The organism is Streptomyces rectiverticillatus (assembly GCF_013394065.1).
GTDB lineage: Bacteria > Actinomycetota > Actinomycetes > Streptomycetales > Streptomycetaceae > Streptomyces > Streptomyces rectiverticillatus.
In genome coordinates, this window is record NZ_CP040752.1 from 7,338,071 (window position 1) to 7,351,576 (window position 13,506).

At 67.0% G+C, this 13,506-nt stretch carries 12 protein-coding genes; 5 read left to right on the plus strand and 7 right to left on the minus strand.

The window, feature by feature from the left end; translation table 11 throughout:
* Positions 1 to 54 precede the first annotated feature (54 nt).
* Both FGW37_RS31785 and FGW37_RS31790 read right to left on the minus strand, forming a co-directional pair.
* Complete coding sequence (locus FGW37_RS31785; RefSeq protein WP_179084236.1) at positions 55 to 522, minus strand: hypothetical protein; 468 nt, start codon at positions 520 to 522, stop codon at positions 55 to 57.
* A 153-nt stretch (positions 523 to 675) separates the two neighbouring features.
* Entirely contained in the window at positions 676 to 1,311 is a 636-nt protein-coding gene (locus tag FGW37_RS31790) for a TetR/AcrR family transcriptional regulator (RefSeq protein ID WP_179084237.1), read from the minus strand.
* A gap of 139 nt (positions 1,312 to 1,450) precedes the next feature.
* Between FGW37_RS31790 and FGW37_RS31795 the strand changes: the two genes are divergently transcribed.
* A complete protein-coding gene (locus FGW37_RS31795) occupies positions 1,451 to 2,515 on the plus strand; it encodes an aldo/keto reductase (protein ID WP_179084238.1) in 1,065 nt (354 codons plus the stop codon).
* A gap of 151 nt (positions 2,516 to 2,666) precedes the next feature.
* On the opposite strand, the gene FGW37_RS31800 is transcribed toward FGW37_RS31795, so the two are convergent.
* The gene (locus FGW37_RS31800; protein ID WP_179084239.1) at positions 2,667 to 3,155 is read right to left on the minus strand and encodes a glutathione peroxidase; all 489 of its coding nucleotides are present in this window, start codon (positions 3,153 to 3,155) and stop codon (positions 2,667 to 2,669) included.
* A 299-nt stretch (positions 3,156 to 3,454) separates the two neighbouring features.
* Between FGW37_RS31800 and FGW37_RS31805 the strand changes: the two genes are divergently transcribed.
* From FGW37_RS31805 to FGW37_RS31815, 3 genes are all read left to right on the plus strand, one after another.
* Positions 3,455 to 4,909: a tetratricopeptide repeat protein gene (locus FGW37_RS31805; RefSeq protein WP_218650621.1), complete on the plus strand. Its 1,455-nt coding sequence runs from the start codon at positions 3,455 to 3,457 to the stop codon at positions 4,907 to 4,909.
* Between the two features lie 12 nt (positions 4,910 to 4,921).
* Complete coding sequence (locus FGW37_RS31810; protein WP_179084241.1) at positions 4,922 to 6,052, plus strand: sulfotransferase family protein; 1,131 nt, start codon at positions 4,922 to 4,924, stop codon at positions 6,050 to 6,052.
* 65 nt (positions 6,053 to 6,117) lie between these two features.
* Positions 6,118 to 6,633 (plus strand): hypothetical protein, encoded by a 516-nt coding sequence (locus FGW37_RS31815; protein WP_179084242.1) that lies wholly within the window; start codon positions 6,118 to 6,120, stop codon positions 6,631 to 6,633.
* 412 nt (positions 6,634 to 7,045) lie between these two features.
* Here the strand turns inward: FGW37_RS31815 and FGW37_RS33940 are convergent, their stop codons facing one another.
* The 4 genes from FGW37_RS33940 to FGW37_RS31830 all read right to left on the minus strand — a co-directional run bounded on the left by FGW37_RS33940 (position 7,046) and on the right by FGW37_RS31830 (position 11,989).
* Positions 7,046 to 7,180 carry a hypothetical protein gene (locus tag FGW37_RS33940; protein WP_256791784.1) on the minus strand — a complete coding sequence of 45 codons (135 nt, stop codon included), beginning with the start codon at positions 7,178 to 7,180 and terminating at the stop codon, positions 7,046 to 7,048.
* Between the two features lie 358 nt (positions 7,181 to 7,538).
* Positions 7,539 to 9,248 (minus strand): carbamoyltransferase N-terminal domain-containing protein, encoded by a 1,710-nt coding sequence (locus FGW37_RS31820; RefSeq protein WP_179084243.1) that lies wholly within the window; start codon positions 9,246 to 9,248, stop codon positions 7,539 to 7,541.
* 36 nt (positions 9,249 to 9,284) lie between these two features.
* Positions 9,285 to 10,571 (minus strand): cytochrome P450, encoded by a 1,287-nt coding sequence (locus FGW37_RS31825; protein ID WP_179084244.1) that lies wholly within the window; start codon positions 10,569 to 10,571, stop codon positions 9,285 to 9,287.
* A gap of 26 nt (positions 10,572 to 10,597) precedes the next feature.
* Complete coding sequence (locus tag FGW37_RS31830) at positions 10,598 to 11,989, minus strand: glutamine synthetase family protein (protein ID WP_179084245.1); 1,392 nt, start codon at positions 11,987 to 11,989, stop codon at positions 10,598 to 10,600.
* A 293-nt stretch (positions 11,990 to 12,282) separates the two neighbouring features.
* Between FGW37_RS31830 and FGW37_RS31835 the strand changes: the two genes are divergently transcribed.
* A complete protein-coding gene (locus FGW37_RS31835) occupies positions 12,283 to 13,506 on the plus strand; it encodes an aminotransferase class I/II-fold pyridoxal phosphate-dependent enzyme (protein ID WP_179084246.1) in 1,224 nt (407 codons plus the stop codon).

A 13,506-nucleotide genomic window follows, 5' to 3' on the forward strand; every position in this document is an offset into this window, starting at 1 on the left:
GCGATAGCGCGGCCGGGCCCTGCCGGGGCCCGGCCGCGCGACGGACGGGTGGGATCAGTGGTTCGTGCCGGAGGCCCAGATCGCCTGGCTGCCGTCATAGATGACGACATTGCCGTCGTCCTGCACGACCAGGCGCGAGCCCGGGTGCCCGGCCGTCCTGGACGACCAGACGGCCTTGCCCGAGCGGGTGTACACGACGAAGTTGCCGTCCTCCTGGAAGGCGGCTCTCCACCCCTGGCCGACGGTTCTGGAGGCCCAGCGGGCTCTGCCGAACTCGTCGTAGATGACGAGGTTGCCGTCGGACTGCATGACCAGATTGGCGGTGTCGGAGGTCAGGGACTGGTTCTGCTCCAGAGTGAACGGGGCGTGGACGGTACGGGTGGCCTGGATGCCCGGCTCGGCCGCTGCGCTCGCGGCGGCCGGGGAGGCGTGGCCCGAGATCTCCGCGGCGCCCGCCTGCCCGGCGAGGGCGACGACGGAGAGCGCAGCGGCTGCCAGCAGTGTGGTGGTCCTCTTACTCACGAAAGATCCTTTCGTCGAGTGGTCTGTCCACCGGCCCCGGATGAGGGTCCCGGATGAGGGGCCCGGATGGGAGCCCGGGTAGGGGACTGCACCGGACTTTTTCACCACCCGTGTGCCGGATGCCGCCGTTCGCCTCGCGATGACGCATTCGCTTCACTGTTTGGCCGGAGCCTCAGCCGTCGTGACGAAGGCTCCCGCCTGTGCGGCTGCGACCGCGACCGCAGCCGCCCGGTCCGCCGCCGCTTCGTCGAGCGCCTCGCCCGTGGTCAGCAAGCGGTAGTAGAGGGGAGCGGAGACGGCCCGGACGACCTCGCGGGTGTCGGTCCCCTCGGGCAGCTCACCTCGTTCGACGGCCTCCCGGACGCAGGGCTCCCACTCCGTGACGCGGGTGGCGTAGAAGAGGCGGAGGGCCGAGGCCGCTTCGGCGTCGCAGGTCGCGGCGGCGATCACCGCTTTGAAGAGCGCTCCCTGGCGCGGGTCGGCCAGCGTGCGCTGCACGAGGCGGGCATTGGCCCGCAGGTCGCCCAGGAGGGTGCCCGTGCGGGCACGCGGGAGGGACTGCTCGGCCATGTCCGCGAGCAGGTCGGCCACCAGGGCGGCCGGCGTTCCCCAGCGGCGGTACACGGTCGTCCTGCCGACGTCCGCGCGCCGCGCCACGTCGGCGAGATCGAGGCCGGAGAGCCCGCCCTCGGCCAGTGCGTCTCCGGCGGCCTGCAGGACGGCGGCTCGCACGCGGGCGGTGCGCCCGCCGGGGCGCACAGTTCCCGGATCCGCACTCCTGGACTCCATAACGGGACTCCCATTCCATTAGGGGCTCGGTCTCTGCTACGGTGAACTCATCTTAACGGGACCTCGGTCCCGGTAGTGTTGTCGTCCCGAGCCCGCACGGCGCAGGGCGGCACGAGGGGACAAGGGGAAGGGAACCGCTGTGGAATTCCGACGACTGGGCGCTTCAGGACTGATGGTTCCGGCGCTGAGCATGGGCGCGGGCACGTTCGGCGGGCGCGGAGAGCTCTTCGGCGCCTGGGGCAACACCGACGCCGAGGAAGCACGCCGCCTCATCGACATCTGCCTCGAGGCAGGTCTCAACATGTTCGACACCGCCGACGTCTACTCCGCCGGCGCTTCGGAAGAGGTGCTCGGCGCCGCGATCAAGGGCCGCCGCGACGAGGTCATCATCTCCACCAAGGCGGGGCTGCCGATGGGCGACGGCCCGGCGGACGCGGGAACCTCCCGCTCACGCCTCATCAAGGCCGTCGAGGACGCCCTGCGCCGCCTCGGCACCGACTACATCGACCTCTTCCAGCTCCACGCCTTCGACGCGGGCACCCCCGTGGAAGAAGTCCTGTCCACGCTCGACGACCTCGTACGGGCCGGGAAGGTCCGCTACACCGGCGTCTCCAACTTCGCCGGCTGGCAGCTGATGAAGTCCCTCGGCACCGCCGACAAGCACGGCTACCAGCGCTATGCCGCTCACCAGGTCTACTACTCCCTCATAGGCCGCGACTACGAGTGGGAGCTGATGCCGCTCGGCCTCGACCAGGGCGTCGGCGCCGTCGTCTGGAGCCCCCTGGGCTGGGGACGCCTCACCGGCAAGATCCGCCGGGACCAGCCGCTGCCGGCCGGCAGCCGTCTGCACGCCACCGCGGACTACGGCCCTCCCGTGGAGGACGAACTCCTGTTCCGCGTGGTCGACGCCCTCGACGAGATTGCACGCGAAACCGGCAAGACCGTGCCGCAGATCGCCCTCAACTGGCTGCTGCAGCGCCCGACGGTCTCCTCCGTCATCATCGGTGCCCGCAACGAGGCGCAGCTGCGGCAGAACCTCGGCGCGGTGGGGTGGAACCTGACGGCCGCTCAAGTGGCAAGGCTCGACGCCGCGAGCGCCACGACCGCGCCGTATCCGTACTTCCCCTACGAGCGCCAGGAAGGCTTCGCCCGCCTCAACCCGCACCCGCTCCGGCGCGGGGCGAGTGCCGTCGGCGAGGCGTAGTAGGGGCGAGGCATAGAGGCGTAGGCGGCAGGAGCCCGCGGGACGGCCGCCCGCGGCAGGTCACCGTCAGCTGCGCGGCCCGCGAGCCGGGCAGCCGGGCAGTCGACGGTGGCCTGCCGCACCGTGCCCCCGGCGGCGGCGCCGAAAGGCGTCAGGCGGGCAGGGCCGCTTCGATGGCCGAGACGACCTCGGGGGCGTCGGGCTCGGTCTGCGGGCTGAAGCGGGCGGCGACGCTGCCGTCCCGGGCGATGAGGAACTTCTCGAAGTTCCAGCGGATGTCGCCGGTGTGACCCTCGGCGTCCGCCGTGCCCACGAGGGCGTCGTACAGAGGGTGCCGCTGCTCGCCGTTGACGTCGGTCTTCTCCGTCATCGGGAAGGTCACGCCGTAGGTGGCCGAGCAGAAGGAGGCGATCTCCTCGGCGGAACCGGGCTCCTGACCCATGAACTGATTGCACGGGACGCCCAGCACCGTGAAGCCGCGCGGCGCGTAGCGCTCGTGCAGCTTCTCCAGCGCCGCGTACTGCGGGGTCAGGCCGCACTTCGAGGCGACGTTGACGACCAGGACGGCCTTGCCGCGGTACTGCGCGAGATGCGCGGGGCCGCCCTGGAGGGCGCCGATCTCCACGTCGTGGATGGACACGATGGCTCCTTGGCTCTTCTGCTCGGCTGCTGCGTGATCAGGTCGACTTGTCTGTGGGCCAGTATGCCTCCAGTCGGGCGCACTCCCGGGGCCCGGCCACGGGGTCTCCACCGTCTCCACCGAAGCCCGGGCCGGCGAGGGTGCTGCGATCATGCGTCCGGGCCCGCAGGACCGGGCAGGCATGTACTGCTGCCGCCTCCGCCGCGGCGCCCGGCCGGGCGCGGTGGCGCTGTCACGGTGGCTGTCACGGCGGTCGAGCGGGAGGACTGGGAGTGGGAACGGACCGGCATGCTCAGGCGATGACGTTCACCAGCACCGATGCGGTGCGGCACTACGAGAAGGCGCTGGAATCCCTGCTCTTCTTCCGCCCGGAGGTCACCACCGAGGCGGAGGCGGTGGTCACCGACTCGCCGCGCTCGGTCATGGGCAACGTCCTCCTGGCGTACCTCGGTCTGCTGGGCACGGAGGAGAAGGACGCCGCAGCGGCGCGGAAGTCCTTCGAGGACTTCCGCCGGGGCGTGCACCGCTCGGAGATGACTCCGCGGGAGCGGATGCACATCGAGGCCGCCTCGTCCTGGCTGAACGGCGACGTCCTGGGAGCCGGCCGCGTGCTCGGCGAGCTCCACGTGGCCCACCCGCGGGACGCGCTGGCCCTGGCTGTGGGCCACCAGACCGACTTCTTCACCGGCAACGCCGTGCTGCTGCGCGACCGCATCGGCGGGGCGCTGTCCGCCTGGGACGAGGACGACCCGCACTACGGCCTGCTGCTCGGCATGTACGCGTTCGGCCTCGAGGAAGCGGGGCACTACGCGCAGTCGGAGCAGGCGGGCCTGGCCGCCGTGGAACGCAACGCCCGCGACGTGTGGGGGATCCACGCCGTCGTGCACGCCTACGAGATGACGGGGCGGTTCGCCGACGGGATCCGCTATCTGGACGAGCGGACGGCCGACTGGGCGGACGGCAATTACCTCAACGTCCACAACTGGTGGCACTACGCCCTCTACAACCTGGAGGCAGGCCGCACCGACCGGGTCCTCGACGTCTACGACGCCGTCCTTCACAACGAGGATTCGGCCGGGCTGGCGATGGAGATGCTGGACGCGGCGTCCCTGCTGTGGAGGCTCTACCTCACAGGCACAGGCACAGGCACAGGCACAGGCACAGGCAACGGCAACGGCAACGGGCCCGGCGCCGACATCGACACCGGTGACCGCTGGGAAGTTCTCTCCGACGCATGGACGGCACGGCAGGACGGCGCCTACTACGCCTTCAACGACGCGCACGCCGTCATGGCCCACGTCGGGGCGGACCGGATGGCCGAGGCCGAGAGCCTCATCCGGGACCGGGAGTCCTGGGTGCGGCAGGCCGGCCCGCACACGGACGGCCTGTCCAACCTGCCGATGACCGCCGAGGTCGGCCTCCCGGTGTGCCGGGCGCTCGTCGCCTACGGCAAGCGCCGCTACGACGACGTCGTCGGCCTCCTGCTCCCGATCCGGCACCGACTCCAGACGTTCGGAGGCAGCCACGCACAGCGGGACGCCGTCCAGCGGACCCTGGTGGAGGCAGCCGTGCGCAGCGGGCAGCACGACATCGCGCGCATGCTGCTGAGCGAGCGCATAAACGTGCGCCCCCTGTGCCCGTACAACTGGGGCGCGCAGGCCCGGCTCGCCGAACGCCTCGGCGATACGGCGGGGGTCGGCGCGGCGCGGCGACGTGCCGCGCAGCAGGCGTCGGCGGCAACGGCCGGGGCCTGAGCCGGAGTGAGCATGAGAACCCTGACCTTCGTCGTCGGTACGGGCCGCAGCGGATCGACCGCGTTGTCCCGCATCGTCAACGCCCACCCGGACGTCCTCAGCCTCAACGAGTTCATGGCCTCGGTGGGCGACACCGCGTTCCCCGAAGGCAAGGTGACCGGCGAGGAGTTCTGGCAGCCGCTGGCCCGGCCCGTGCCGCGTTACGAGCGGCTGATCCGCAGCGGGCTGCCGCTTCCGGAGTTCCTCTACACGCGCCGCCCCGGACGGTACGCGTCGGAGACCACCGGCATTCCCGCGCTCTGCCTCATGGTGCTGCCCCACCTCACCGGCGACCCGGACGCGCTCCTCGACGAACTGCGGGCAGAGGTCGTCCACTGGCCCGAACGCACCGCCGCCGAGCACCACCTGGCGCTGTTCGGCCTGCTCTGCGCACGGTTCGGGCGTACGGCCGTCATGGAGCGCTCCGGCTACTCGACGCGCTGGGTGCCGCAGCTGCGGGACGCCTTCCCGCACGCACGATTCGTGCACATGTTCAGGGGCGGTCCCGACTGCGCCCTGTCCATGAGCCGCCACCCCGGATTCCGCACGATCTGCCTGCTGCGCGAGATCAAGGCACGGGCCGGCGTCGAGGACCTCGCCGACCTGACCGACGAGCACGTGCGCTCGCTGCCGCCGGACCTGGCGCCGCTGCTCGGCGACCGCTTCGATCCGGCGCTCGTACGGGACCGGGACCTGCCCCTGAGGGTGTTCGGCACTCTGTGGTCGGACCTCATCATCCAGGGCGGGGAGTTCCTCGGTTCCGTGCCCGCGGACCGGCGCACCACCCTCGCCTACGAGGACCTGCTCGACGCCCCGCGGGAGGAACTGTCCCGCCTCGCCGAGTCCGCCGGCGTAGAACCCCTCCCGCAGTGGCTGGAGGCCGGTTGCGCACTCCTCGACCCCGGACGGCGCGGCTCCGCCCGGAGGCTGACGGCAGCCGAACTCGACGAACTGAGGGAGAGCTGCGCCCCGGGCACCCATGCCTTGGAGGGGCCCGGGGCACCGATGGTCGCTCAGACGGCGGCGACGTCGACGTCGAAGTCGAATGAGTATGCGAGTGAGTACGTGTGCTCAGGCCGGAGCGGGCCGGCTCCCGGATGCTGAGATCATGACGACGACGCCTCACCTCGCCTTTCCGCCCGCACCCCCGGCGCCCGCTCCGGCCGCGGGTGACGGACGGCGCGGCCGGGCTCTCCTACGCGATACCCGAAGGGTGGGAACACGAGGAGGGGAAGGAACTGGTCGGCGCCTTCACCTCGTCGGTCACCAAGGAACATGCCGGCACCGGCGCCCGCACTGGGACCGGCACAAGCAGTGAAGGCGGCAGCACCGTCCTTGCAGGCCGTGCCGCCGCCATACCGCAGGCTGCACTGCAGCAGCAGGCGGAGCGGGCGGCCCGCTCGAACGCGGTGTTCTTCTATCCCGACGGGAGCTCCGAAGTACAGGAGTCCCGGCCGGCGACGGTCGGCGGCCGCCCCGCGCACACGGTTGCGCTCAAGGTGAGCGAGGGCAAGCGCGGTGCCGGAACCCCGGACGGTTCCGGCAGCGGTACGGGTCATCTGCGCCTGACGCTCATCGCCGTGGACGACAGCCGCTCGGCCTTCCTCCTCGGCGTCGCCCAGCCGGGCGGGCCGATCGAAGCGCCGGAGGTGGACAACGTGATGGAGAGCGCTTCCCTGAACTGAGCCGGTCTCCCGGCGGGGGCCGGACCCCAACGGCCCTATAAGCCGCTGATGGACGCCCTCGGCGAGAAAACATGTCAGCCGCCCTGACGCGCGCGGGCCCGGCGCGCCGTGTCTCACCCGCCCGGGGGCCGCCGGTGCGCCGGACGCGCGGGCCGGTGCCCGCCGGGGTTCCGGCCGGTGTCCTCCAGGTGGCTGGCTCCGGCGTCGCGGTCCCGGGCGGCGCCCCGTTCCGTGCGTTAGTGTGTGGGCTCGTCGGGCAGCCGACAGGGGGCGACGGGCACGTACGCCGTCGCGCCTTCCGTGCCGGAATCACGCGGTGCGGGCGTAGGAAATGCCCGCCGCGGGGCTGGACCCGCGACGGGCAAGCCGAAGAGTTGGCTCCACGGGGCGTACTGGTGATACGCCCCGCGGGTCAGCCCCTGCCGGTCATCGCCAGGGCCAGAGCGGTGAGGGCCGTCAGCAGCTCCACCCAGGGCGTCACTGCTCGGGCCGCGCTGCGGACCAGGTTCCAGTCGACCGGCGCTTTCGGCCTTCTGTGCTGCACCATGTGTGCGCCTCTCCTCGGACCAGGAGCCCGCCGGTCGGCGAGACCCTATGAGGGTCCTCGGGTGTGGCAGCGCAACCGGCCCCTCCCGAGACCCCTGGGTGAGGCCCCGACGTGACAGGCTGACCCGAGGTCAGCGCTGGTACTGCACAATGTAACTTTATGGGCGTAACACCTTAATGCGTGGTATTTGGCTGATGAACGTCGGCGAGTCCCTTCCTCCGCAAGGGCCGTCAACGTGGCAGCCAACGTGGCTGTCGACGCTGCCTCACCCGCTGCTCACGGGGTGGCGACCGCGTCGACGATCTCCAGCAGCAGGCGCCGACGGCCGGCGACCCAGCAGGTCGGGCGTTCATGGACGCTACTCGCAAACGCTCTCCTGCCGAAGATAAAGCACTCCCTCGCTCCATACCCGGCTGACTTTCCCCCACTTCATGGCCGAAGCCACGTCCGGAAAGAATCCTCTGCCATTGAAGTTCGCGCTGGTGTTGCACAGCACCGGAATCCCGCTCAGCCGGTGGTATTCACTGAGGACGGCCCAGAGAGTCGGGTCGTCCGCTTCGCTGACAGTCTGCAGGCGTGCGGTTCCGTCAAGGTGGACGATCGCCGGGATGCGCTCTGCCCAGGGGCTACGGATTCTGTGGTCGAAGAGCATCAAGGGATCGGGAGTACCCGGGGAGAAGATTTCCGGAGCATGCTCCTCGAGACAGATGGGAGCTACCGGCCGATAGTACTCCCGGCCCTTGACCGTGTTGAGCCGGTCTTTCATCGCCGCTTCGGTTGCCGCAGCGAGGATGCTGCGGCGCCCGAGGGCGCGAGGCCCGAGCTCCGCGCGATCGTGCACTACGACGACCGGCTCACCGGTCTCATGCAAGACCTGTCCGAGTTCTGCAGGCGAACAGCGCCTTCCCGTCCATCCGGGGAGAGGCTCCGAGGGCTTGATGTCAGGCCCGAGCCGGGCGTGCCACGCAATGGGACCGATACCGTCCGTGGCCATCATGTGAGCGCAAGCGGCTCCGATGGCAGAGCCGGAATCGTTGGGAAATGGAGGCACCCATACGCTCTGGAAAATCGGATGCGAACGCAGAGCGCTGTTCCACTTGATGTTCAGCGCGCAGCCCCCGACGAAGCAGAGATTCCATGGGCCTTCCCCTTTCCACTGTCTCGCCTTTGCTGCGACCCGTTCCACCAGCAGTTCCTCAAGGAACTGATGGATCGACGCCAGCACATCTTCGTCCGTGCAGCGTTTCTCGCCGAGTCGCGCCGCTACTGATTGGTAGAAGTCATGCACATATGGTTCCTCGGCGCGAGTTCCCCACCCGCCGAGGGAATGGCGGTAGTGCACGGATTCGGAAGTGTCGGCCTCGAAATACCTTGCAAACTCCTCGCGCAGCACTTCGATCACTTCGTCCACCGGGTTTCCCAGTGCGACGTACGCCATCAGCTTGCCGGCGATCGACAGATCTTCCTGCAGGCTCGGCTTCCCCTCGCGCCGGTACGGGCCAAAATAGGAAGTGCAGATCGCATAGGCATGCCCGATCAGAGGAAACACGTAGCCGCCGTTTTCCACCCCCTGCTGCGGGTCCACGAAGTAGAGACGGGGAAAGCAGCCACCATCCCAGACGAGGACGAACGAGCTTTCATCATTGCGGGCGAACGGGCTTGTGCAGTACGCGCTGGCCAGATGTCCGGCCAGATGGACGTAACTGTGGTACGAAATGGACTCCGAGTCGGTGTGAAATACTCCCTGCCACCCCGGCTGAAGGAGGTTGGTGATCGAGTCGTTCTCATGGTAGGGCGCGAGCCGGAGAATTTCTGGCTCTCCCTCGCGCAGGAGTAGGGACGTATACCCGGCCTCGCGGCCGTCCCACCCGTCGACGACCCATTGATCGACATCTTCGGGCTTGTACCCGAAATCCTTCAGGGTGCGCTCGACGACCTGGAAGTCTGCAATCTCGCTGTAGCGGGGGTTGTTGTCGATCTTTTCCATCTCGACGCTGAAGACCAAGGAATCATTGTCCAGCAGCGCGATAGCGCCATCGTGGGTAAGCTTGAGACCGCAGATGATCATCGCGCGCCCTTCTGATAATCCGTTCGATCCGTGAAGCTAGGTGAGGGTCAGATCGACGGGGAGTTTTTTGATGGCGTTGACGTAATTGGAGCGGAGGCGTTGCACCTCTCCCGCGAGGCGAATGCTTGCCAATCTGGGCAGGAGCTCTTCGAAAAGAATTTGCAGCTCCAGGCGGGCCAGCCAGTTTCCGAGGCACACATGTGGCCCGTTCGCTCCGAACGTCAGGTGATCGACGTTTCGCCGAGCGACATCGAAGTCGTGCGGCCTGTCGAACACTCGCTCATCACGGTTACCCGAGGCGAGCCACAGAACCACTTTGTCGCCGGCCTTGACGTGCTTTCCTCCGAGCTCGGTGTCCCGAGTCGCGGTACGGCGGATGTGGTAAGCGGGAGATGCCCACCGAAGGAACTCTTCCACGGCTCCGGGGACGAGAGACGGGTCCTCCTGCAGCCTGGCCAGTTGCTGGGGGTAGTTGATCAGAGCAAGAAGCGTGTGCGAAATTGCATGCTGAGTTGTCTCGCTGCTGGCGACAACCAGCGTCAGGAAGTAGTTGTCGAAGTCTGCCTGAGAAAGCGGTACACCATCTTTGGGCACTTGGTTGACGAGTAGGCTGACCAAGTCGGTGCCGTCACCGTTCTTGCGGCGGGTTGCGAGCTCACGGCCGAAGGAATAGACGTCCAGGGCGGCAGGACTGCTGTAGGGCAAGTGCCGGTACTGTTGAGCCTCTTTGCTGTCTCTCAGCACTTCCGCGTACTCGGGATCAGTGTTGCCGAACATCCGGCCGGCGTAAGTGATCAGCTTTTCGGTGTCACTATGAGGAATGCCCAGGAATCGGGCGAACACATGGATGGGCAGAGCGGCGGATACTGTGGTGGCAAAGTCGAACGGACCCTTACCCAAGGCTGCGTCAAGGATGTCATGCGTCAGATTACGCAGAGACTCTTCGCAGTCGGCGACCGCCCGTCTGGTGAACCTCCTCTGCAGCAGGTGTCGTAGTGCCGTGTGGCGTGGACCATCGGTTTCTGCAAGGGAACGCCTCGCCGCGACCTGTTCGTCGTCCGCATCTTCCAGGGTTGCCAGCTTGGTTCCGGTGAAAGTTTCAGTATCACCTTCGATACGGACAATGTCCTCATGCCGGGTTACTGCCCAAAACCCCCTGCCGGGCTCCGGCCCGGTCTGCCAGTGAATGGGGGCATGACGGCGCAAGGTGCGGAACATCCGCCACGGGGTGATGCCGTCGAGGAACCTGTCACAGTCGGACAGGTCCACCTCCTCCAGCGGCAACGGTTCATCAATTTCTTGTCCGCACTGGGGATCTGCCATGTCGTGCTCCGTCTTCACTCCGTCGTTCAGCATCCTTCTTGGCTGTAAGTCAGGTGCTCCCAGTCGGTGACGGCTCCGCAGAATCGCATCCATTCCTCGGAACGGAAGCTGTGATACAGCCTTGCGAGTTCCGGCCCGAGTGCCTGGATGAGCAAAGGGGCAGCGATGAACTGGTCCAGGGCTTCGCTCAGTGACAGCGGAAGCGGTGAAAATCGATCGGAGGCACGCTCGGCATCTTGCGGCGGACCGGGGTCGATTTGATGGACCAGGCCGTCCTCGATCGCTGCGATCAGAACAGCGTGCGAGAGGTAAGGGTTGACCATGGCGTCAGGAGTCTTGACTTCCAGCCGTCCGATGTCCGGCAGCCGTACCGCGCAGGTCTTGTTGTCCAGCCCCCAGTCGGCTTGCATCGGGGCGAACTGGCCGGTGTGCCAGTAGCGTTTGTACGAGTTGACGGTTGGCGCCATGATCGCTGAGGCTGCGGCTGTGTGAGTGAGAATGCCACCCAGAGCGTGCCGTCCTGTCTCGGTGAGGTGGAGATGCGACAGGTCCGGGTCGATGAAGGTGTTACGGTCCCCGGCCCAGAGGCTGATGTTGTGATGGCATCCGTTGCCCAGGTGGTCCGGGGCGGGCTTGGGCATGAAGCTGACTTTGCAGCCCAGTTCCCGGGCGACTTGCCGACAGATCTGGCGATGCAGGATCAGTCGATCAGCGGTGAGCTCAGCTTGGTCGTACTGCCAGTTCAGTTCAAGCTGTCCAGGCTCGTCACCATTTCCCTCCGTCATGTCCAGCCCGAGAGCGTGGCCGTACCTGATGACGCGCTGGTAGACCTCCTGGTAATCCTTGAGGCTTTCCAAGTGCAAAAGTGTGGTGGGGCCTCCTGGCTGGTGGTGGGGCTTCGGCGAAACGTCGGACCAGGTCACTTCGGATTCACAGCCACTACGCAGATGGAGTCCGGTGCGAGCAGTGAACCCTGCATGTACTCGTTTGAGATTGCTGCGCGCATCGGTCGCCAGCAACCGACCGGCGCGCTCACTTGCAAGCCGAGTGTGATGGTAGAGGCGGCAGAAGAAAAAACCAGTGCTGGGGTCCCAAGGAAAAACCCCAAAAGAATCCAGGTCCGGCATGGCGACGCACTCGGGATCCTCGGGAGAGACCCCGAGCAGATTGCCGTTACGGTCGACTCGCGCATCAGCCATGAGGGCGGGGTGCAAGCGCACGCCGTTTTCGACATTCTGAGCCAGATGCCGCGCGCAGCCCAGCTTTCCGACGACACGTCCACTCAGGGTCACGGCCTGGTAATGGATAAATTCCACTCCAGTATCGCGCAGCTTTTCCTTTACTCTCTGAACCAAATCTTGGCGAGTGTTTTCCTCGCGGTGCTCTTCCAGTTCGCTGTGGACACTGGTAACCGTCATGCATGCCTCCCGGATGATCGAGCCTTATGGGCATGCCTGCCCCATCGGGGGAAGGGGGCCCAGCTCGACGACGGTAAAACTCAGTTTCCCCATGCCGTACGACACAAACGACAGATATCCAGGATCACCCGATTGCGCCGGAATTGTTTACGTGTGTAACTCGCCGGGAAAGCCGAACGCGGCACTCTCACCCCGTACCGTCACCGATTGCCCGTCAGTCATGTCGGACCTGGGTGTTCCCCGGAGGTCACCTCGTGTCGGAACCTGAACTCAGTTCTCACGCTCGGGAGAGCATGTCCCGAATTGTCGTCCGCCTGCAGAAACGGGCAGCACACACTGGTGCGGCCCGCACCATGTATGCGAAGACCATCGCCGATCTCGACGGCGTCCGGGTGCAGTTCTCCGATGGTGCGGACCAGATCATGCTGGCTACCTACGACTATCTCGGTCTGCTCGGCCATCCACGCATCAGTCAAGCTGCGAAGAACGCCGTTGACGCATACGGCACCGGGTGTCACGGGTCTCGTGTCGGCGGAGCCAGCCTGACCCTGCACACCGAACTGGAAGCGGAGATCGCCCGATGGACCGGACGAGAATCCGCGATCGTGATGAGCTCCGGCTTCGCGACCAACTACTCCGTCATCTCTTCCCTGCTCGGCCCCGGCGACTGGCTGCTGTCGGACCAGCTGAACCACGCCAGCATCATTGACGGTTGCGCAGCGGCCAAGCACACCGGAGCGACCCTCAAGGTCTACCGGCACAACGACATGGCGCACCTGGAAGAACTCCTGCAGCAGGCCCCACCGGGGGCGACGAAGCTCGTCATCGCTGACGGCGTGTTCAGCATGGATGGCGACCTGTTCGACCTGCCGACCGCCTCCGAGCTGTGCCGAAGATTCGGAGCGTTGCTGTTCGTCGACGAAGCACACAGCCTTGGTGTCATCGGCCCGCACGGCGGCGGCATCGAAGACCACTACGCCATGCCCGGCACCATCGACCTCCTCATGGGCACCCTGAGTAAAACCATCCCCTCCGCAGGCGGGTTCATCGCCGGCAGCCACGAAGTGATCGAAGCCTTGCGGCAGTCGGTCCGTGCCTATGTCTTCAGCGGCGCCATCTCCCCGCCGACCACAGCTGCTGCCCTGGAATCCATCCGCTTGCTGCAGGAGGAAGGGGTTCAGCGGCGCACCAAGCTGCGTCACAACATCGAACGCCTCGTGCAACGGCTGCAAGCCGAGGGGCTTCGTGCCACGGCGACCAGAAGCGCCATCGTGCCGGTCATTCTCGGGGAGCCGGAGACCGCTGTCGATGTGGCCCAACTCTGCCAGGAGAGAGGGGTGTTCATCGTGGCGGTCGGGCCTCCTGTCGTCCAGCCCGGCACCGCCCGACTCAGACTGAATGTCACTGCTGCCCACAGCACACAAGACATCGACACCGCGGCTGCCGTCATCGCAGATGCTGTTCGCCAAGTCGTTCATGAAGGCAGGGCCCCGGGCGTGAGCGGTCGGAGACGGTAG